20 protein-coding genes and 6 tRNA genes are annotated in these 20,083 nt (G+C 65.3%); 10 read left to right on the top strand and 16 right to left on the bottom strand.

What is annotated here, in order from left to right; all coding sequences use genetic code 11:
• Positions 1 to 7: 7 nt before the first annotated feature.
• The 3 genes from pncB to ACAM51_RS26405 form a co-directional block, all read right to left on the bottom strand.
• The gene (pncB, locus tag ACAM51_RS26415) at positions 8 to 1,228 is read right to left on the bottom strand and encodes a nicotinate phosphoribosyltransferase (protein ID WP_218297501.1); all 1,221 of its coding nucleotides are present in this window, start codon (positions 1,226 to 1,228) and stop codon (positions 8 to 10) included.
• Between the two features lie 192 nt (positions 1,229 to 1,420).
• A complete protein-coding gene (locus tag ACAM51_RS26410) occupies positions 1,421 to 1,906 on the bottom strand; it encodes an acyl-CoA thioesterase (RefSeq protein WP_369642359.1) in 486 nt (161 codons plus the stop codon).
• Entirely contained in the window at positions 1,903 to 2,847 is a 945-nt protein-coding gene (locus tag ACAM51_RS26405; protein ID WP_369642358.1) for a histone deacetylase, read from the bottom strand. The genes ACAM51_RS26410 and ACAM51_RS26405 overlap by 4 nt, the downstream gene beginning before the upstream one ends.
• A gap of 199 nt (positions 2,848 to 3,046) precedes the next feature.
• Between ACAM51_RS26405 and ACAM51_RS26400 the strand changes: the two genes are divergently transcribed.
• The 3 genes from ACAM51_RS26400 to ACAM51_RS26390 all read left to right on the top strand — a co-directional run bounded on the left by ACAM51_RS26400 (position 3,047) and on the right by ACAM51_RS26390 (position 5,857).
• A complete protein-coding gene (locus ACAM51_RS26400; protein ID WP_094290910.1) occupies positions 3,047 to 3,595 on the top strand; it encodes a phasin family protein in 549 nt (182 codons plus the stop codon).
• 318 nt (positions 3,596 to 3,913) lie between these two features.
• A complete protein-coding gene (locus tag ACAM51_RS26395; RefSeq protein ID WP_369642357.1) occupies positions 3,914 to 4,966 on the top strand; it encodes an extracellular solute-binding protein in 1,053 nt (350 codons plus the stop codon).
• Positions 4,967 to 5,098: 132 nt separating this feature from the next.
• Complete coding sequence (locus tag ACAM51_RS26390) at positions 5,099 to 5,857, top strand: 3-hydroxyacyl-CoA dehydrogenase (protein ID WP_218297505.1); 759 nt, start codon at positions 5,099 to 5,101, stop codon at positions 5,855 to 5,857.
• A 165-nt stretch (positions 5,858 to 6,022) separates the two neighbouring features.
• Here ACAM51_RS26390 and ACAM51_RS26385 read toward each other — a convergent pair whose 3' ends face one another.
• Positions 6,023 to 6,682, bottom strand: coding sequence for a GNAT family N-acetyltransferase (locus ACAM51_RS26385; protein WP_218297506.1), 660 nt, complete (start codon positions 6,680 to 6,682; stop codon positions 6,023 to 6,025).
• A 75-nt stretch (positions 6,683 to 6,757) separates the two neighbouring features.
• Between ACAM51_RS26385 and ACAM51_RS26380 the strand changes: the two genes are divergently transcribed.
• On the top strand, positions 6,758 to 7,636 hold the full coding sequence (locus tag ACAM51_RS26380) for a LysR family transcriptional regulator (RefSeq protein ID WP_369642356.1): 879 nt from the start codon (positions 6,758 to 6,760) through the stop codon (positions 7,634 to 7,636).
• Between the two features lie 188 nt (positions 7,637 to 7,824).
• On the opposite strand, the gene ACAM51_RS26375 is transcribed toward ACAM51_RS26380, so the two are convergent.
• From ACAM51_RS26375 to folC, 11 genes are all read right to left on the bottom strand, one after another.
• Positions 7,825 to 7,901, bottom strand: a tRNA-Asp gene (locus tag ACAM51_RS26375).
• Between the two features lie 52 nt (positions 7,902 to 7,953).
• Positions 7,954 to 8,029 (bottom strand) — tRNA-Glu (locus tag ACAM51_RS26370).
• Positions 8,030 to 8,059: 30 nt separating this feature from the next.
• Positions 8,060 to 8,135 (bottom strand) — tRNA-Ala (locus ACAM51_RS26365).
• 64 nt (positions 8,136 to 8,199) lie between these two features.
• Positions 8,200 to 8,276 (bottom strand) — tRNA-Asp (locus ACAM51_RS26360).
• Between the two features lie 53 nt (positions 8,277 to 8,329).
• Positions 8,330 to 8,405, bottom strand: a tRNA-Glu gene (locus tag ACAM51_RS26355).
• Between the two features lie 30 nt (positions 8,406 to 8,435).
• Positions 8,436 to 8,511, bottom strand: a tRNA-Ala gene (locus ACAM51_RS26350).
• Positions 8,512 to 8,576: 65 nt separating this feature from the next.
• Positions 8,577 to 10,004 (bottom strand): glutamate--tRNA ligase, encoded by a 1,428-nt coding sequence (gene gltX / locus ACAM51_RS26345; protein WP_369642355.1) that lies wholly within the window; start codon positions 10,002 to 10,004, stop codon positions 8,577 to 8,579.
• A gap of 128 nt (positions 10,005 to 10,132) precedes the next feature.
• Positions 10,133 to 11,638 carry an amidophosphoribosyltransferase gene (purF, locus tag ACAM51_RS26340; RefSeq protein WP_218338764.1) on the bottom strand — a complete coding sequence of 502 codons (1,506 nt, stop codon included), beginning with the start codon at positions 11,636 to 11,638 and terminating at the stop codon, positions 10,133 to 10,135.
• A gap of 78 nt (positions 11,639 to 11,716) precedes the next feature.
• Positions 11,717 to 12,205 carry a CvpA family protein gene (locus ACAM51_RS26335; protein ID WP_369642354.1) on the bottom strand — a complete coding sequence of 163 codons (489 nt, stop codon included), beginning with the start codon at positions 12,203 to 12,205 and terminating at the stop codon, positions 11,717 to 11,719.
• Between the two features lie 24 nt (positions 12,206 to 12,229).
• The gene (locus ACAM51_RS26330) at positions 12,230 to 13,030 is read right to left on the bottom strand and encodes an SPOR domain-containing protein (RefSeq protein ID WP_369643897.1); all 801 of its coding nucleotides are present in this window, start codon (positions 13,028 to 13,030) and stop codon (positions 12,230 to 12,232) included.
• A gap of 22 nt (positions 13,031 to 13,052) precedes the next feature.
• Positions 13,053 to 14,378: a bifunctional tetrahydrofolate synthase/dihydrofolate synthase gene (folC, locus tag ACAM51_RS26325; RefSeq protein ID WP_369642353.1), complete on the bottom strand. Its 1,326-nt coding sequence runs from the start codon at positions 14,376 to 14,378 to the stop codon at positions 13,053 to 13,055.
• Between the two features lie 48 nt (positions 14,379 to 14,426).
• On the opposite strand from folC, the gene ACAM51_RS26320 reads away from it, so the two are divergent.
• From ACAM51_RS26320 to argG, 4 genes are all read left to right on the top strand, one after another.
• Entirely contained in the window at positions 14,427 to 14,813 is a 387-nt protein-coding gene (locus ACAM51_RS26320; RefSeq protein WP_218297513.1) for an arsenate reductase, read from the top strand.
• A gap of 134 nt (positions 14,814 to 14,947) precedes the next feature.
• Entirely contained in the window at positions 14,948 to 15,601 is a 654-nt protein-coding gene (locus ACAM51_RS26315) for a glycine zipper 2TM domain-containing protein (RefSeq protein ID WP_218297514.1), read from the top strand.
• A gap of 151 nt (positions 15,602 to 15,752) precedes the next feature.
• The gene (locus tag ACAM51_RS26310) at positions 15,753 to 16,070 is read left to right on the top strand and encodes a pyrimidine/purine nucleoside phosphorylase (protein ID WP_218297515.1); all 318 of its coding nucleotides are present in this window, start codon (positions 15,753 to 15,755) and stop codon (positions 16,068 to 16,070) included.
• A gap of 39 nt (positions 16,071 to 16,109) precedes the next feature.
• Positions 16,110 to 17,447 carry an argininosuccinate synthase gene (argG, locus tag ACAM51_RS26305; RefSeq protein WP_218297516.1) on the top strand — a complete coding sequence of 446 codons (1,338 nt, stop codon included), beginning with the start codon at positions 16,110 to 16,112 and terminating at the stop codon, positions 17,445 to 17,447.
• A gap of 200 nt (positions 17,448 to 17,647) precedes the next feature.
• On the opposite strand, the gene murB is transcribed toward argG, so the two are convergent.
• Complete coding sequence (gene murB, locus ACAM51_RS26300; RefSeq protein ID WP_369642352.1) at positions 17,648 to 18,721, bottom strand: UDP-N-acetylmuramate dehydrogenase; 1,074 nt, start codon at positions 18,719 to 18,721, stop codon at positions 17,648 to 17,650.
• 73 nt (positions 18,722 to 18,794) lie between these two features.
• Here murB and ACAM51_RS26295 point away from each other — a divergent pair, with 73 nt between their 5' ends.
• On the top strand, positions 18,795 to 19,280 hold the full coding sequence (locus tag ACAM51_RS26295) for a YajQ family cyclic di-GMP-binding protein (protein WP_218297518.1): 486 nt from the start codon (positions 18,795 to 18,797) through the stop codon (positions 19,278 to 19,280).
• Between the two features lie 142 nt (positions 19,281 to 19,422).
• Entirely contained in the window at positions 19,423 to 20,070 is a 648-nt protein-coding gene (locus tag ACAM51_RS26290) for a TIGR02281 family clan AA aspartic protease (RefSeq protein ID WP_218297519.1), read from the top strand.
• Positions 20,071 to 20,083 lie beyond the last annotated feature (13 nt).

Genomic DNA, 20,083 nt, shown 5'->3' with positions numbered 1-20,083 from the left:
CGGGCCATCATGCCACCGCGGGGATGTCGAACACCTGGCGCAGGTAGGCCAGGTATTTCTCGTCGTCGCACATGCCCTTGCCCGGCGTGTCGGACAGCTTGGCCACCGGCTGGTCGTTGCAGCGCGTCATCTTGATGACCACCTGCAAAGGCTCGTGTGCGGGCGGGCTGCCCAGGTCGTTGGTCAGGTTGGTGCCGATGCCGAACGCCAGCTGGCAGCGCCCCCGGAACTGCTGGTACAGCTCGATGGTGCGCGGAATGGTGAGCGCATCGCTGAAGATCAGCGTCTTGGTCAGGGGGTCCACCCGGTTCTTGCGGTAGTGGTCCAGGAGGCGCTCGCCCCAGGCGAACGGGTCGCCGCTGTCATGCCGCGCGCCGTCAAAGAGCTTGCAGAAGTACAGGTCGAAATCACGCAGGAAGGCACTCATGCCGTACACGTCGGACAGCGCGATGCCCAGGTCGCCGCGGTATTCCTTGGCCCACATCTCGAAGCCGAACACCTGGCTGTCGCGCAGGCGCGGCCCCAGGGCCTGGCAGGCCTGCAGGTATTCGTGCGCCATGGTTCCCAGCGGCGTCACGCCCAGCTTCATGGCATACAGCACGTTGCTCGTGCCCGCGAACTGGCCGGGGCCCGCGGGTGCGCCGGGGCGGCGGTCGCCCGTGCCCAGGCGGGCCACCAGCACCCGCAGCACCTCTTCGTGCCAGGCGCGGGAAAACCGCCGGCGCGTGCCGTAGTCGGCGATCTTGAGGTCCGACAGGCCCTCGCCCTGCAGCAGCGCGATCTTGGCATCCAGGCGCTTGCGGCCTTCCAGGAAGTCGGGCACCTTTTGCGTGTTGCGAAAGTAGACCTCGTTGACGATGGCCAGCACCGGGATCTCGAAGAGGATGGTGTGCAGCCAGGGCCCGCGGATGGAAATGTCGATCTCGCCGTTGTGCTGTGGCGTGACGGTGATGTACTTCTCGTTGAGCTTGAAGAGGCCCAGGAAGTCCACGAAGTCGCTCTTGATGAAGCGCATGGAACGCAGGTAGGCCAGTTCGGCATCCTGGAACTGCAGGCAACACAGCGAGCGGATCTCGTCGCGGATCTCATTGACGAACGGCGCCAGCTGCACGCCAGGGTTGCGGCACTTGAAGCGGTATTCGACCTGAGCCCCCGGAAACTGGTGCAGCACCACCTGCATCATGGTGAACTTGTACAGGTCGGTGTCGAGCAGGCTGGTGATGATCATGGACAGGGCAGGCCTCAGACCGCGGGCTGGTCAGCAAAGCCTCAAAGTGTAGGCCATCGGGGCATCCCGCACCGTGCAGGGACTCTGCCCCCGCGCCACGGGCATGCGACGCCATGCGCTGGGGAAAAACGCCCTTCGCGCCCTTGGGAGAAGCGCGAGAAGCTAACGGATCAATAGCAGGCCCGCCGGTGCTCAGCCGGCCACCACCAGCTCTTGCAGGACCTTGCGCAGGGCCTCTGGCACCGGCACGGGCCGGCGGGTCTCGCGGTCCACATACACATGGATGAAATGGCCGGCCGCAGCGGTCAGCGGCTCGCCCTGGGCAAACAGGCCCACCTCATACCGCACGCTGGAGCCACCCAGCCGTGCCACCCGGATGCCGGCCTCGATCGTCTGCGGGAAGGCCAGTGGCGCGAAGTAGTTGCACTGGGTTTCAATGACCAGGCCTATGGTCTCGCCCGCATGGATATCGAGCACGCCTTGGTCGATCAGGTGGGCATTCACCGCCGTGTCGAACCAGCTGTAGTACACGACGTTGTTCACATGGCCGTACACGTCGTTGTCCGCCCAGCGCGTGGTGATGGGGCGAAAGGCCCGGTAGGCGCTGCGCGGCTGCGGGGACGGGCGGGCGGCCGGCGCGGACGCAGCGGCAGGGGTGGTGCTGGCGGCAGAAGTCATGGCCGCACATTCTGCCAGCGCTGATGGTACTGCCAGGCCACGCGCCAGGTGTTCAGCTGCGCCAGCACCGTGTCTTCCAGATTGCGGCCATAGCCCCCCGCCATCGCGAAAGCCAGGGGAATGCGGCGCTGCCACGCCCAGTCGAACACGCGCCGGTCGCGCGCCTCCAGGCCATCGTGGGTCACGGCCAGCCGCCCCAGGCGGTCTCCTTCGTGCGGATCGGCACCGGCCAGATAGAAAACGAGCTGGGGCGCGAACCGCTGCTCCAGGGTCTCGAGCGCCTGCTCCAGGGCCTGCAGGTAGTCGGGGTCGGCGCAGCCGTCGGGCAGCTCGACATCCAGGTCGCCGGGCTCCTTGCGGAACGGAAAATTGCGCGCCCCGTGCAGTGACAGCGTGAACACGCTGTGGTCGCCCCGGAAGATGTGCGCCGTGCCGTTGCCCTGGTGCACGTCGAGGTCGATCACCGCCACCCGCAGCGGGCGGGCCACACGCCCCGCGCCCTCCGTGCGCGCCCATTCCACCTGCATGAGCCGCGCGGCCACCGCCACGTCATTGAACACGCAGAAGCCGCTGCCCTTGTCCGCATACGCATGGTGCGTGCCCCCTGCGAGGTTGCCCGCAATGCCCTCGCGCAGCGCCACGCGGGCGGCGGCCACCGTCGCGCCCACGGACCGCCGTGCGCGCTCGGCCATGGCATCGCTCCAGGGGAAGCCGATCTCGCGCTGGGCGGGCGGTGCCAGCGTGCCGTCGGCAATCGCATCGACGTACTCCGGCGTGTGGGCCAGCGCGAGCTCGCTGTCCGACGCGGGCATGGCCACCTGCAGCGACACGCCGGGCAGGTGCTGCGTGATGCGGTCGCGCAGCAGCCGGTACTTGGCCATCGGGAACCGGTGGCCCTCGGGAAGCGGCAGCACGAAATGGTCTGCGTAATAGGCATGCATGACGCGATTGTGGCAAGCGGCGGATTTCTGGGGCGCCGTCCCTAATTTGCTGCAGCGCAACAAAAACCCCTTGCAATACCACGCCAAGTGCCTAAAATTCATCCCATGCTGCACTGCAACATGACTCACCAGGTCAGGGCCAGCGCAGATGTCCGCGAACCACCTTGGCCCCCGGGCCCCATTTTTTAGGAGATATGACATGACGCTGACCGCTGAACAAATCCTGGCCTCGCACAAAGCCAACATCGAAACCCTGTTCGGTCTGACCACCAAGGCCTTCGAAGGCGTGGAAAAGCTGGTCGAACTGAACGTGACCGCTTCGCGCGCTGCCCTGTCGGAAGCCGCCAACCACACCCAGGCCGTCCTGGGCGTGAAGGATGCGCAAGAGCTGCTGGCCCTGCAAGCCGGCCTGTTCCAGCCACTGGCTGAGAAGACTGCCGCCTACAGCCGCCACCTGTACGACATCGCTTCGGGCACCGGCGCTGAATTCGGCAAGGCTTTCGAGAGCCAGGCCACCGACGCGCAAAAGGCATTCACCAACCTGGTGGACAGCGCCGCCAAGAACGCTCCCGCCGGTTCCGAAACCGCCGTGGCCGTGATGAAGAGCGCCGTCTCTGCCGCCAACAACGCTTTTGAATCGGTGCAGAAGGCCGTCAAGCAAGCGTCCGACGTGGCCGAAGCCAACTTCAACGCCGTGGCCAGCACCGCTGCCAACGCCGCCAAGACCGCTGCACCCCGCAAGCGCTGATGAGCCATCTGCGGTCTGGAGTGCAACCTCTAGGCCGCGTTCAGGGAATACCCTGATAATTCAACCACGCGCTGCGGAAGCCCTCCACAAGCGCACCAGTTGTCTCCTTGGATCCTCTCGAAACCCCCGTTTCAGGGATCCTTTTAAAGCCCGGTTCATGACCGGGCTTTTTTTTGCCCGTGTCCTGGCAACACCCTTCCGGCGCTTGCGCTGCGTCAGGAATTCCCTCTGAATTCCTTGGCGCGCCCCAGACATTTATTAAGAATAATTCGCGTTTGTTTTATCATCGCCAGAGTTACAACCTTGAAAGACGCATCCATGTCGAAGACTGTGAAAGCCTTGTTGAGCGCGTGCACGCTGGCCGTTGCCGCCGGCGCCGTTTCCGCCCAGGACCAGGTGGTGAATCTCTACTCGGCCCGCCACTACTCCACCGACGAAGCGCTGTACAGCGGATTCACCAAGGCCACGGGCATCAAGATCAACCGCGTGGATGCGGACGACGCCGGCATCCTGGCACGCCTGAAGGCCGAAGGCACGGCATCTCCGGCGGACGTGATCCTGCTGGTGGATGCCGCCCGCCTCTACAAGGGGGAAGTCGACGGCCTGTTCCAGCCCATCCAGTCCAAGGTGCTCAGCGACGCCATTCCCGCCAATCTGCGCAGCGCGCCAGCGGCAGACGGGGGCATTTCCTGGTTCGGGCTGTCCACGCGCGCACGCGTGATCGTCTACAGCAAGATCAAGGTGCAGAAGTCGGAGGTCGACACCTATGAGGAGCTCGGCGACCCCAAGAACAAGGGCAAGCTGTGCATCCGCTCCGGCTCGCATCCCTACAACCTGAGCCTCTTCGGCGCCGTGACCGAGCATCTGGGCGAACAGAAGGCGGAGGCCTGGCTCAAGGGCATGGTGGCCAACCTGGCGCGCCCTCCCAAGGGCGGGGACACCGACCAGATCAAGGCCGTGGCCGCGGGCGAATGCGATATCGCCGTCACCAACAGCTACTACCTCGCGCGCATGATGCGCTCGACCAAGCCCGAGGACGTGGCCGTGGTCAACAAGGTCGGCGTGGTGTTCCCCAACCAGGATTCCTGGGGCACGCACCTGAACATTGCCGGCGGCGCGGTGGCCAAGCACTCCAAGAACCAGGCCAACGCCATCAAGTTCCTCGAGTACCTGGTCAGCCCTGAAGCGCAGAACTACTTTGCCAACGGCAACAACGAATGGCCCGCCGCCAAGGGCGTCAGCATCGACAACCCCGCTCTCAAGGCCATGACCGGCGGTGCGCCCTTCAAGAGCGAGACCATTCCGATCAGCGCGGTGGGCGCCAACACGACCAAGGTGCAGCAGATGCTGGACCGCGTGGGCTTCCAGTAACCCGCCCGTGCGGCCCCGCGGCGCGGGGTTTGCGCCAGGCCCGGCCTCGCCGGGCTTTTTTTCGCCTGTCGGAAACCAGGCGGATGCGCCATAATTGACGTTTACGTTAACGTCACTCACTGGAGACAGAACATGGACATCAAAGGCAAGGTTTTCATCGTGACCGGCGGCGCGTCCGGCCTGGGCGAAGGCACGGCGCGCATGCTTGCCGCCCAGGGCGGCAAGGTGGTCATTGCCGACATGCAGGCGGAAAAAGGCGAGGCCGTGGCCAAGGACATTGGCGGTGCCTTCGTGAAGTGCGATGTGAGCAGCGAGGCCGACGGCCAGGCCGTGGTGGCGAAGGCCGTTTCGATGGGCAAGCTGATGGGCCTGGTGAACTGCGCGGGCATCGCACCCGCGGAAAAGACGGTCGGCAAGAACGGTGCGCACGCGCTGGCCGTCTTCAGCAAGACCGTCACCGTGAACCTGATCGGCAGCTTCAACATGATCCGCCTGGCCGCCGAGGCGATGTGCAAGAACGACCCCGAGCCCACGGGCGAGCGCGGCGCGCTGATCTCCACCGCCAGCGTGGCCGCCTACGACGGCCAGATCGGCCAGGCGGCCTATTCGGCCTCCAAGGGCGGCGTGGTTGGCATGACCCTGCCCATCGCGCGCGACCTGGCCCGCAACGGCATCCGCAACATGACGATTGCGCCCGGCATCTTCGGCACGCCCATGCTCTTTGGCATGCCCCAGGAGGTGCAGGATGCGCTCGCGGCCGGAGTGCCCTTCCCCAGCCGCCTGGGAACGCCGCAGGACTATGCCAAGCTCGTGCAGCACATTTTCGAAAACGACATGCTCAACGGCGAAGTGATCCGCCTGGACGGCGCGATCCGGCTCGCACCCCGCTGATGCTATTCAATTTATAGCATCCAGCGCTTATTGTGAAAGCGCTGGGGCCATTTTTCCCATAACTCCTGAGCCCTGGGCTTGTCCGGGGCTGTTTCATGGAAGAACCAGGGCGGAGGCCGGGCGCTTCCCCCAGGCGCCATGGGGCGCGGCGGTGCGTCCGCCAGCCTAGGCCGCGTGCCGCTGCGGCGCCGGGCGCGGCGGCTGCGCGGCGGGCAGCACCGAATCCCCTGCACCCAGCGGCCGCTGCATCAAAACGGTGTCCAGCCAGCGGCCTTTCTTGAAGCCCACGGAGCGCAGTGCGCCAATGCGCTCGAACCCCATGCGGGCATGCAATGCCATCGAGCCGGCGTTGTCATCGCCCTGCCCCACCACCGCGAGCATCTGGCGCCACGGCCCCGCCTCGCAATGCCGGATGAGTTCGCCCAGCAGCGCAGCCCCGAGGCCTCTCCCTGAAAGATCGGGCGCCACGTACACCGAGTCCTCCACCGTGTGGCGGTAGGCCACCCGGGCCCGGTGCGGCACGGCGTAGGCAAACCCGGCCACCATGCCGTCCAGTTCCGCCACCAGATAGGGCAGGCCGGCAGCCACCACGGCAGCGCGCCGTGCGCGCAGTTCATCAACCGTCGGAGGTATTTCCTCGAAAGAAGCCAGCCCGTGCAGCACGTGGTGGGCGTACAGCGCCTGGATGGCGGGCAGGTCGTTCTCGCTGGCGCCGCGCACCACGGGTGCGGAGCGCCCGGCGGCGGCTGCTGCGCGAGTCCGGTTCGGTGGCGCTGGCGGGGTGGATTTCAAGATGGGCAGGGGAATGGTCGTCGAGGTGTGCATGACCGACAGTGTGGCAAGCTTCCATGCATAAAAGAAGCTTTCTCAAGTTATGCAAAGTATGAGAAATTCTTTGCCATGGAACGCATCAATCTCGACCAGCTTCACGGCTTTGCCACCGCCCTTGAACTCGGCAGCTTCTCTGCCGCGGCGCAGCGCCTGGACCTCACCCAACCGGCCGTGAGCCTGCAGGTGCGCCAGCTCGAAAAGCGCCTGGGCACGCCTTTGATCGAGCGCGTCGGCCGGGTGCTGCGCCCCACGGCGGCGGGTGCCGAGTTGCTGGCCCATGTGGGCCGCATCGATGCGGTGGTGGCCGAGGCCCTGGAGGCCGTCTCCCGCCATGCCGACAGTGCCACCGGTCGCGTACGCCTGGGCACCGGCGCGACGGCCTGCATCTACCTGCTGCCACCGGTGCTGCGGTCGCTGCGGCAGTGCTTTCCCGGCCTCGACATCACCGTGCGCACCGGCAACACGGCCGACATTGTCCAGGCGGTGGAGGACAACACGCTGGACCTGGGACTGGTCACGCTGCCCGCCAGCGGGCGCATGCTGGAGGTGTCACCCCTGCTGGACGACTCGTTCGTCGCGATCGCCCCGCGAGGCACCGCGCTGCCGGCGCGGATTGGCGCCAAGGAACTGGCGCGGCATCCCGTGCTGCTGTACGAGCCCGGCGGCCACACCCGCCGGATCGCCGATGCCTGGTTCGCCCGGGCGGGGGTGGCACTGCAGCCGGCCATGTCGCTGGGCAGCGTGGAGGCGATCAAGGAGCTGGTCGCGGCCGGCCTGGGCTGCGCCGTGCTGCCGGGCATGGCCGTACGGGACGGGCACCAGGGCAACCTCGAAGTACGGCCACTGTCGCCACCCCTGCGCCGCACATTGGCCGTCGTCATGCGCCGGGACAAGCGCCTGCACCGGGGCCTGCGCGAAACAATGGCGGCCCTGCAGTCACTGGGATGAGGGAAAAGCAGGAGCCCGCCGCCATGCCGTCAATGCAGGGGTGGGTGGCAGTGACAAGACCGATATCCGCCATGAAACCCACAAAAACAACTGGAAATGGGCAAAGAAAAACGGACTGCAGCAATCAATACTGCAGTCCGTTTATTTGGACCACGACACAACCAGCGACGGGCTGTGCCATGTGAATCTGGCGGAGTGGACGGGACTCGAACCCGCGACCCCCGGCGTGACAGGCCGGTATTCTAACCAACTGAACTACCACTCCTGGCAGGCAGCTTTTCGCTTGCATCTCTCAATACAAGCCAAGCGCTACAACTTGGCGACCCTACGGGGATTCGAACCCCGGTACTCACCGTGAAAGGGTGATGTCCTAGGCCTCTAGACGATAGGGTCAAAACCTTGGAACTAACCGATAACAAACCTTGGTGGAGGTAAACGGGATCGAACCGATGACCTCTTGCATGCCATGCAAGCGCTCTCCCAGCTGAGCTATACCCCCACGATTCTCTGGATGACACCAAAGAAAAACCCTTGCATATCAAAGACCTGCAAGGGTTTTTGACTGGCGGAGTGGACGGGACTCGAACCCGCGACCCCCGGCGTGACAGGCCGGTATTCTAACCAACTGAACTACCACTCCTGGCAGGCAGCTTTTCGCTTGCATTTCATCAACACAAGCCAAGCGCTACAACTTGGCGACCCTACGGGGATTCGAACCCCGGTACTCACCGTGAAAGGGTGATGTCCTAGGCCTCTAGACGATAGGGTCAAAACCTTGGAACTAACCGATAACAAACCTTGGTGGAGGTAAACGGGATCGAACCGATGACCTCTTGCATGCCATGCAAGCGCTCTCCCAGCTGAGCTATACCCCCACTGAATGACTCGAAACACACTGTGTTTGTTGTCATCATCTGAGCCTTGAATTATAGACAGATTTTTAGCGGTTTCGCAAACGCGCTACAACTTTTTCACGTCCGACCAATTCCAGCACGGCATCGACCGACGGAGTGTGGGCCGTGCCCACGGTCAGAACCCGCGCAGGCATGGCCAGTTGCGGCATTTTCAGTCCCTGGCTGGCAAGCACCTGCTTGAATGCAGCGCTGATGGAAGCCTTGTCCCATTCGCAGGCGGCCAGCGCATCGGCCAGCGCATCGAGCGCCGGGGCAATGGCTTCGGTGACGTGCTGTGCGCGCTCGGCATCCACCGGGGTCACGTCACCGTAAAACACCTGGGCCCAGTTGGCGAGCGCCACCGTCGTGTCGCACCGGTCCTTGAACAGCGCGCAGATCCGCGCGAGCCGGCCGTCGGCCAGTGCCTGGGCCGTAATACCGCGCTGCTGCAATTGCGGCGCCACCAGGGCGGCCAGCGCATCGTCGGCCATGGCCTTCAGGTGCTGGGCGTTCACCCAGCGCAGCTTGGCCTCGTCGAACTGGGCTGCGCTGCGGCCCAGGTGGTCCAGGTTGAACCATTCCAGGAACTGCGCGCGGCTGAATATCTCGTCGTCGCCGTGGCTCCAGCCCAGGCGCGCCAGGTAGTTGACCATGGCGTCGGGCAGGTAGCCCTCATCGCGGTACTGCGTGACGGGCTTGGCGCCATTGCGCTTGCTCATCTTCTCGCCCTGCTCGTTCAGCACGGTGGGCAGGTGGGCATACACCGGCGGTTCCTTGCCCAGGGCGCGGAAGATGTTGATCTGGCGCGGCGTGTTGTTCACATGGTCGTCGCCACGGATCACGTGCGTGATCTCCATGTCGATATCGTCCACCACGACGCAGAAGTTATAGGTAGGCGTGCCGTCGGGGCGCGCAATCACCAGGTCGTCGAGCTCGTCGTTGCTGATCTCGATGCGGCCCTTGACCTTGTCGTCCCATGCCACCACGCCGCCTTGCGGGTTCTTGAAGCGCAGCACGGGCTGGACGCCTTGCGGCACGGGCGGCAGGGTCTTGCCGGCCTCGGGGCGCCAGGTGCCGTCATACCGGGGTTTTTCCTTGGCGGCCATCTGCTTCTCGCGCAAGGCATCCAGCTCGGCCACGCTCATGTAGCAGGAGTACACATGGCCCGCCGCCTGCAGGTCGGCCAGCACCGCCTTGTAGCGGTCCATGCGCTGCATCTGATAGAACGGCCCCTCGTCGTGGTCCAGGCCCAGCCAGCGCATGCCCTCGATGATCACATCCACGGCGGCCTGGCTGGAACGCTCGAGGTCGGTGTCTTCAATGCGCAGGATGAAATCCCCGTCCGTCGCCCGCGCGAAGGCCCAGGGATAAAGGGCCGAACGGATGTTGCCCAGGTGGATGAAGCCCGTCGGTGACGGGGCGAAGCGGGTGCGCACGCGGCCCGTGCTGGAAGCAATGGTGGATGTTTCAGTCATGTCAATAAGTTCTGGCCCCTCTCGGGGCCAGTTTCAAGATTCAGTCCGTCCGAAGGCAGGGGCGCCAGGCCGCGCCCCTGCCCCGGTACCCGGCAATTCAGGGCAGGGCACAAGGCGCCCTCCCCCCGTCACGCCTCCTGCGCGTTCGGAAGCGCCAGGCGGGAAGTATCCTCCTCGCCCTCTTCCATGCCCACGCGCCCCTCGTTCAGGCGGGCGATGTCGGCGGCGGTGATATCCCCCGTGACGTACACGCCGTCAAAGCACGATGCATCAAACCCCACGATGGACGCATTGAGCGAGCCCACGGCCTTCTTCATGCCATCCACATCCTGGTAGATCAGCGCATCGCAGCCGATGGCCTGGCGGATCTCTTCGACCGTGCGGCCGTGTGCCACGAGCTCGCTGCTGGTGGGCATGTCGATGCCGTACACGTTCGGGTAGCGCACCGGCGGGGCGGCGCTGGCCAGGTACACCTTGCGGGCGCCAGCGTCGCGCGCCATCTGCACGATTTCGCGGCTGGTGGTGCCGCGCACGATGGAATCATCCACCAGCAGCACATTGCGGCCCTTGAACTCGCTGGCGATCACATTGAGCTTCTGGCGCACGGACTTCTTGCGCACGCCCTGCCCCGGCATGATGAAGGTGCGGCCGACGTAGCGGTTCTTGACGAAACCTTCACGGTACGGAATACCCAAAAGGTGCGCCAGCTGTGTGGCGCTCGGACGGCTCGACTCGGGGATCGGGATGATCACGTCGATCTCATTGGGCGGCACGGTGGACACCACGCGCTTGGCCAGCGCTTCGCCGAGGTTCAGGCGGGCCTGGTAGACCGAAATCCCGTCGAGCACCGAGTCGGGACGCGCGAGGTACACGAACTCGAAGATGCACGGATTGAGCTGCGGGTTTTCCGCGCACTGGCTGGCATGCACCTTGCCATCGAGCGTGATGAAGATCGCCTCGCCAGGATCGATGTTGCGCTCGAACACATGCGAGGTGCCCTCCAGCGCCACCGACTCGCTGCCCACCATCACGGTGCCATCCTGGCTGCGCCCCATGGCCAGCGGGCGGATGCCATGCGGGTCACGAAAGGCCAGCAGACCATGGCCGGCGATCAGCGCGATCACGGCGTAGGAGCCCTTGATGCGCTTGTGCACGGCTCGCACCGCCGTGAAGACGTCCTCGGGCTGCAGCGGCACGCCGCGAGTCGACCGCTCCAGCTCATGCGCGAACACGTTCAGCAGGACCTCGGAGTCGCTTTCAGTGTTCGTGTGCCGGTGGTCGGTCAGGAACAGTTCGGTGCGCAGCTCGCGGGCATTGGTCAGGTTGCCGTTGTGCACCAGCACGATGCCAAAGGGGGCGTTGACGTAGAACGGCTGGGCTTCTTCCTCGCTGTAGGCGTTGCCTGCGGTCGGATAGCGCACCTGGCCCAGGCCCACATTGCCCGGCAGCGCCCGCATGTTGCGGGTACGAAACACATCGCGCACCATGCCCTTGGCCTTGTGCATGAAGAATTTGCGGCCCTGCTGGGTCACGATGCCCGCTGCGTCCTGGCCGCGGTGCTGCAGGAGCAGCAATGCGTCATAGATCAGCTGATTGACGGGCGCTGGACTGACGACGCCGACGATTCCACACATAGTTGTATTCCATCCGTTTGCGGGAACAGCCCCGCGGCAACCTCGCAGCAGCAGCTTCTGGCCACTGCCGCATCGATATCAAGAAGGCAGATGCCTTCCAAATTCTTCCGGCAACGCCGGTTTCAAGCCCTTGAGCACTTCGGCCAGCAACGGTGCCCCCTGCGACTCCTGCCACCACGGCGCTTCTCGCAGGGGCGTGAGTCCGGCCACCACGGCCACCGCCAGCAGCAGCATCGCCCCCCGCAGCACTCCGAAAACGGCCCCCAGCGTGCGATCCGCCGGACGCAGGCCGATGGAGTCCACCAGCTTCTTGATCAGCCAGGTCACGAACCCGCAGGCAAATACCGACGCGACAAACACCACCACGAAACCCGCCGCATAGCGCAGGGAGCCCGCCGATTCGCCCACGGGCAGCACCGCCGCCATGTCCTCGGCAAACCACTGCGCCACGAAGAACGACACTACCCACCCCAGCAGGGACAGCACCTCGAACACCAGACCGCGCCAGGCGCCGATCAGCATCGATGCCAGCAGCACCACCACGAAAATCCAGTCCAGGGCAGCCACGGATACGCTCAGCCTGCGCGCGCCTTACAGCGACAGCACGGACGCGGACAGATCAAGAGCCTTGATCCGGGCTGCCGCCTTGTCGGCTTCGGCACGGTCGGCGAACGGCCCCACGCGAACCCGCGTGCGTTTTCCGTCCTTGGTATCCACCACCTGGGTATAGGTTTTCATGCCGGCGCGCTCCACCTTGGTGCGCGCTTCGCGGGCCTTGTCCGCGTCCGCGAAGGCACCGACCTGCACGATGAACCGGTTTTCATCGGCCTTGGCGGCAGCACCCGCGGATTCCGCCGGGCGGCCTTCCAGCAAGGCACGGGCGCGCGCAGCGTCGTCCGGACGCGGTACTGCGGGCTTGTGTTCAGGCACGGGTTTGGGCTCAGGCCTGGGTTCGGGCTTTGCTTCCGGCTTGGCAGGCGTGACCGCCGCGGCCGGCCTGGATGCCGCCGGGCGCGACCCCTGCACCAGTTCCTCGCCCTCCGTCAGGCCATTGCCGGCCACGTTGCCACGTGCGGGGGGGGCCGGACGCTGGGCAGGCGCCTCCGGAGTCGTGGGTGTCGCAGGCCCGGGCACCACCAGGGGAGCGACCTTGTTGCGGTCCGGAATTTCGATGGGAATGTCCACCGGAATCGGGCGGGGCTGCGTGTCGAACAGCATCGGAAATCCGATCACCCCGATCAGCACCAGGACGGCCGCGCCGATCAGCCGGTGGCGCGCACGCCGGCGCATCACTTCGATGCTCTCGGCCTGCGGGGTGCGCGGACGCTTGGACGGCTTTTCGGCCTGAGGTTGCTCACTGTGACCGGGCCACCGAAACTTGAAAAATGCCATGGAGTAACGACTCGTGCGGACCTTATGCGCCCAGATGTTTGGCGTGCAGGCGAGGTGTTCCATTGATCAGCACACCGCCCACCGTGTAAAACGAGCCAAAGACCACGATTCTATCAGCGGGGTCCGCCGCGGCGACTGCCGCCTGCAGGGCATCCATGGGGTCCGGGTGCAAGGTCGAGGTGACGTCGCGGCGCCCGCCCGCCACCATCTGCACGGCATTCCATTTCTGCTGCAGCACGGCGGCCGTCTCGGCCCGGGGCGTGGACAGATTGGTGAAGTACCAGCGGTCGATCAGCGGCCCTACCTTGGCCAGCATGGGGGCCAAGTCCTTGTCGGCCATGGCCCCGAAGACCGCGTGGGTCGTGGGAAAGAAGCCCATGGCGTCCAGATTGGCCGTGAGCGCGGCCACGGAGTGCGGGTTGTGCGCCACGTCCAGCACCAGCGTGGGCTGGCCAGGCACGATCTGGAACCGTCCCGGCAACTCCACCATGGCCAGGCCATTGCGCACCGCCTGGGCCGTCACCGGCAGGCGTTCGCGCAGGGCTTCCAGCGCGGCCAGCACGCCCGATGCATTGATCAGCTGGTTCGCGCCACGCAGCGATGGATAGGCCAGCCCCGCGTAGCGGCGGCCCCGGCCGGCCCAGTTCCACTGCAGCTTGTCGCCCGAGAAATTGAAATCCTTGCCGAACCGCCACAGATCAGCCCCGATTTCGAGGGCGTGGTCGGCGATGCTCTGCGGCGCCATCGGGTCGCTCACGATCACCGGGCGCCCCGTGCGCATGATGCCGGCCTTTTCCCGGCCGATGCTCTCGCGGTCCGGCCCCAGGAACTCGGTGTGGTCGATGTCGATGCTGGTGATGACGGCGCAGTCGGCATCAATGATGTTGGTGGCATCCAGCCGCCCCCCGAGGCCCACTTCGAGGATGGCCACATCCAGCCGGGAATGGCTCATCAGGCGCAGGATGGCCAGCGTGGTGAACTCGAAGTAAGTAAGGGAGACTTCATCGCCATTTTGGGTCCTGGCGCTTTCCACAGCTTCGAAATGTGCTATCAGGTCCGAAGCAGGAATGATCTCGCCATGCACACGGCACCGCTCCTCGAAATGCACGAGGTGGGGCGATGTGTACACCCCCGTGCGGTAGCCCGCCTGCAGGGCCACGGCTTCCAGCATGGCGCAGGTGGAGCCTTTTCCATTGGTGCCCGCCACGGTGACCACGGGGCAGTCGAACCGCAAGGCCATCCGGCGCGCCACTTCACGGACGCGGTCCAGGCCCATCTCGATATTGCGGGGGTGAAGCTGTTCGCAGTGGCGAAGCCAGCCTTCCAGGGTGTGGATTTTGGTATGCATACAGGGCGGGATTGTCGCCCAGGCCGCAATTGGCGGATGATGCGCGGCATGACAACCTCACACATCACCGTCTACGGCATTCCCAACTGCGACACCGTCAAGAAATCCCGCGCCTGGTTCACGGAACAGGGGCTGGACTACGCGTTCCATGATTTCAAGAAACAGGGCGTTCCCGCCGCCCGCCTCCCCGGCTGGATGTTGGCCGTCGGCTGGGAGAAGCTGGTCAATCGCCAGGGAACCACCTGGCGCAAGCTGGACTCGAACGTCCAGGCAGCCGTGCAAGGCGAAGACAGCGCCAGTGCCCTGATGCAGGCCCAGCCCAGCGTGATCAAGCGCCCGGTGGTCGAGTGGCAGCAGGGCGGCAAGACCCACATCTCGGTGGGTTTTGCCCCCGATCAGTGGCAAACCTGGATGGAACGGCCTGCGGCCGCGTGAATCAAGCGCACAGACCGGGGAAATTGCACAAATCTTTACGCAGATTTACGGCGACCAGGCCCTGGATTGACCTTGCCGGCCTAAACTTTTCCACAGTCTGGTGCGTTATGTACCGACCCGAAAGGAGTTTCTCCATGAAAAAGATCGTCATTTTTTCCGCCATGGCGGCCATCGCCACCATGGCCAGCGCGCAGGAGCAGGGCCGCGTGCTCTCCGCCACCCCCGTCGTGCAGCAGGTCGCCACGCCGCAGCAGGTGTGCGGCAATGAAACGGTGTACAGCGGCAACCGCACCAGCGGCGCTGGCGCCGTGATGGGCGCCATTGCCGGGGGCGCCGCCGGCAATGCCATCGGCAAAGGCAGCGGCCGTGCCGCCGCCACCGCCATCGGCGTGCTGGGCGGTGCCGTGCTGGGCAACCAGATCGAAGGCGGACAGCCCCAGTACCAGAACGTGCAGCGTTGCACCACCGAGACGTACTACGAAAATCGCACGGTCGGCTACGACGTGGTCTATGAGTACGCCGGGCGCCAGTACACCACCCGCACCCAGACGGACCCGGGCCGCTGGATTCCCTTGAGCGTGCAGCCCGCGGGCCAGACCTACTCCACGCAGCCCGACCCGTACGCTTCGCAAGGCGTGTACAGCCAGCCTGGCGTGGTGACCTCCACCTATCCCGCGCAACCGGTGTACCAGCAGCCCACCTATGTGACGCCGCCCGTCACCGTGATCGAATACGGCTACGACAGCCGTCCCTACTACCCGCACCACCGCAATCCCTACTGGCGCTGAGCCCCTGGCGCCAGCCATCGCAAAGAGCCCTTCGGGGCTCTTTTGCTTGGGCGATCTGCGGGCGGGGGGTTTTTAGTGGGGCCCCGCCGGCCAGGCCGCCGCCCCCCTGCCCTAAAATCGCGGGTTTCCTCCAACCTTATCCAGCGCACCCATGACCACCGAAAAAATCGACGGCGTGTCCGTCACCACCCAGGCCAATGTGTACTTTGACGGCAAGTGCGTGAGCCACGGCATCACCTTCCCCGATGGCACGAAGAAGTCGGTGGGCGTGGTGCTGCCAGCGACGCTCACCTTCAACACCGGCGCGCCGGAAATCATGGAATGCGTGGCGGGCTCGTGCGAGTACAAGCTGGCGGGCACCGACAACTGGGTGAAGTCCTCCGCTGGCGAGAAGTTCAGCGTGCCAGGCAACTCCAAGTTCGACATCCGCGTGACCGAGGCCTACCACTACATCTGCCATTTCGGCTGAACCGGCATTTCCATCGACAAGAACAACGGACGACCGCACATGGCCACCATTCTCCAAAACCTGCCCCTGGGGCAAAAAGTCGGCATCGCCTTCTCGGGCGGCCTGGACACCAGCGCAGCCCTGCACTGGATGAAGCTCAAGGGCGCCGTGCCCTACGCCTACACCGCCAATCTGGGCCAGCCCGACGAACCCGACTACGACGCCATCCCCCGCAAGGCGATGGAGTACGGCGCCGAGAAGGCCCGCCTGGTCGACTGCCGCACGCAGCTGGCCCACGAAGGCATCGCCGCGCTGCAGGCCGGCGCCTTCCACATCTCCACCGGTGGCCTGACCTACTTCAACACCACGCCGCTGGGCCGTGCCGTGACCGGCACCATGCTCGTGGCGGCGATGAAGGAAGACGACGTCAACATCTGGGGCGACGGCTCGACCTTCAAGGGCAACGACATCGAGCGCTTCTACCGCTACGGCCTGCTCACCAACCCCTCGCTCAAGATCTACAAGCCCTGGCTGGACCAGCTGTTCATCGACGAGCTGGGCGGCCGCGCCGAGATGTCGGCGTTCATGACCCAGGCCGGATTCGGCTACAAGATGAGCGCCGAGAAGGCCTACAGCACCGACAGCAACATGCTGGGCGCCACGCACGAGGCCAAGGACCTGGAGTTCCTGTCCAGCGGCATCCGCATCGTGAACCCCATCATGGGTGTGGCGTTCTGGAAGGACGAAGTGACCGTCAAAGCCGAGGAAGTCTCGGTGCGCTTTGAAGAAGGCCAGCCCGTGGCCCTCAACGGCGTGGAGTTCAACGACCCGGTGGAACTGATCCTCGAAGCCAACCGCATCGGCGGGCGCCACGGCCTGGGCATGAGCGACCAGATCGAGAACCGCATCATCGAAGCCAAGAGCCGCGGCATCTACGAGGCCCCGGGCCTGGCGCTGCTGCACATCGCCTACGAGCGCCTGGTGACCGGCATCCACAACGAAGACACCATCGAGCAGTACCGCATGAACGGCCTGAAGCTGGGCCGCCTGCTGTACCAGGGCCGCTGGTTCGACCCGCAGGCCATCATGCTGCGCGAGACCGCCCAGCGCTGGGTGGCGCGCGCCGTGACCGGCACCGTGACGCTGGAGCTGCGCCGTGGCAACGACTATTCGCTGCTCAACACCGAATCGCCCAACCTGACCTACGCACCCGAGCGCCTGTCGATGGAAAAGGTGGAAGACGCGCCGTTCAGCCCGCTGGACCGCATCGGCCAGCTGACCATGCGCAACCTGGACATCTCGGACACCCGCGACAAGCTGGGCGTGTACTCGCGCGCCGGCCTGCTGTCACTGGGTGGCAATGCCGCACTGGCGCAGCTGGAAAACGACCGCAAGTGATGATGCTGGCAAGGGCGCGGGCGGCCGGAAGCACGCCCGCCCCCCGCACCCTGCCTAACAGGCACAAAAACATGCCCTGCCGCTGGACAGGAAAGCGCGACAAGCTATTAAATAAATAGCAAAGCCACCGATCAGGTGGCTTTTTTTATGCGGCTCCGGTTGCCGGTGTTCTGGCGGACTCCGGGTGCCTGTGCAGAAGGCTATACCACCACGGGCTCGGGCTCCAGCCGGATGCCGAAGCGCTCGTACACGCTGGTCTGGATGGCCTTGGCCAGGGTCATCACCTCGCCGCCGGTCACGCTGTCGGCACCCCGCCCCCGGTTGACCAGCACGAGGGCCTGCTTTTCATACACGCCGGCCTTGCCGATGGACTTGCCCTTCCAGCCGCAGGCATCGATCAGCCAGCCCGCGGCCAGCTTGATGCTGCCGTCGGGCATGGGGTAGTGCACGATGCGCGGCTCGCGCGCGATGATGTCGGCGCACTGGTCCGGCGACACCGTGGGGTTCTTGAAGAAACTGCCCGCATTGCCCACCACGGCCGGATCGGGCAGCTTGGCGCGACGGATGTCGCAGACCCAGCCGAAGATCTGCCGCGCCGTGGGATGCTCCACGCCCTCTTCCATGCGGCGGCGCTCCAGGTCGAGGTAGCCCAGCACCGGTTTCCAGGGCTTGGGCAGGCGAAAGCGTACATGGGTGATCACCGCCCGGCCTTCCAGGCCCATGCCGCGCGGCAACCCGCCCGCATCCAGTGCCTCCGACGGCGCATGCTTGAACACCGAATCCCGGTAGCCAAAGCCGCACTGGGCGGCATCCAGCGTGAACGACCGGCCCGTGGCCAGGTCCATCGCGTCCAGCGACTCGAAGCGGTCCTGCAGTTCCACGCCATACGCGCCGATGTTCTGCACGGGCGCAGCCCCCACGGTGCCCGGGATCAGCGCCAGATTCTCCAGGCCCGCGTAGCCCTGCTCCAGCGTCCAGGCCACGCAGTCGTGCCAGACCTCGCCCGCGCCCGCCTCCACGATCCAGGCCTTGGGCGTGTCCTCCACCAGGCGCAGGCCCTTGATCTCCATCTTGAGCACGACGGGTTTCACATCGCCCGTCAGGATGATGTTGCTGCCGCCGCCCAGGACGAATTTGGGCGCCGCGGCCAGATCGGAATCGTTCAGCACGGCCAGCACATCGGCCGCCGAGCGCACGCGCACCAGGGTTTGGGCGCGCGCAGCGATGCCAAAGGTGTTCCAGGGCTGCAAAGGGGCGTTTTTCTCGACTACCATTGGCCCGATTGTCGCACCGGGCCCTTTCGGCCCCCTGCGAATTGCACCGTTTCCCCTGAGATTGAGAGCCACCATGCCATCTTTTGACACCGTCTGCGAAGCCAACCTCGTCGAAGTGAAAAACGCGGTCGAGAACACCGCCAAGGAAATCGCCACCCGCTTCGACTTCAAGGGCACTTCGGCCAGCATCGAGATCAAGGACAAGGACATCACGCTGATCGGCGACGCCGACTTCCAGCTCACCCAGATCGAGGACGTGCTGCGCAACAAGCTCACCAAGCGCAACGTCGATGTGCGCTTTCTCGACCTGGGCGATGTCCAGAAAATGGGTGGCGACAAGGTCAAGCAGGTCATCAAGGTGCGCAACGGCATCGAAAGCGAGCTGGCCAAGAAGATCCAGAAGCTGCTCAAGGAGAGCAAGCTCAAGGTGCAGGGCGCCATCCAGGAAGACAAGGTGCGCGTGACCGGCGCCAAGCGCGACGACCTGCAGGCGGCCATGGCGCTCATCCGCAAGGACGTGACCGACGTGCCCCTGTCCTTCGACAACTTCCGCGACTGAGATGGAGCACCCCCTGAGTCGCTTCGCGCCTTCCCCCTCCAGGGGGACGACGCCCTCGCTGCGGGGCGGCCCTGGCTTGGCGTCCCTCACCTGGGCCGCGCCAGTTCCGAGGTACGGGGGAGGCGCACAGCGCCATCGACGAATGACGATCCACTCCTTTGCTCTGGCCGCGCTGGTTGCTCTGTGCTTGGCCCCGTCCTGGGCTCATGCGCAGGCGGTGGCGCTGGCGGGCATGCTGGGCAGCAAGGCCTTGCTGGTGGTGGATGCCAACCCACCCAAGGCGGTGGGTGCTGGGGATGAGTACCAGGGCGTCAAGGTCATTACCGTCACCAAAGAAGAAGCCACCATCGAAGTCAATGGCACGCGCCGCACCCTGCGGCTGGGCGAGGCCCCCGTGAGCGTGGGCAGCCGGGGAGGCAGCGGCAAGCGCATTGTGCTGATGGCCGACAGCCGCGGGCATTTCGTCAACAGCGGCACGATCAACGGCCGCGTGATGCAGTACATGGTCGACACGGGCGCCTCCACCGTGGCCATCGGGCGGCCCGACGCGGAGCGGATGGGCCTGAACTACCAGAGCGGCCAGCCCGTGCGCATGAGCACCGCCAACGGGGTGGCACAAGGGTGGCGCATGAAGCTCGACTCGGTGCGCATCGGCGACGTCGAGGTGTTCGGGGTCGAAGCCGTCATCACCTCGCAGGCCATGCCCTACGTGCTGCTGGGCAACAGCTTCCTGACCGAGTTCCAGATGACCCGCATCAACGACCAGATGGTGCTGGAAAAGCGCAACTGAGCCCCCGACGCGC

The sequence above is a fragment of the Acidovorax sp. A79 genome (assembly GCF_041154505.1).
Taxonomy (GTDB): Bacteria; Pseudomonadota; Gammaproteobacteria; order Burkholderiales; family Burkholderiaceae_C; genus Acidovorax.
Note: the sequence above shows the minus strand (reverse complement) of the source record. Positions and strands in the feature narration are given on the sequence as shown.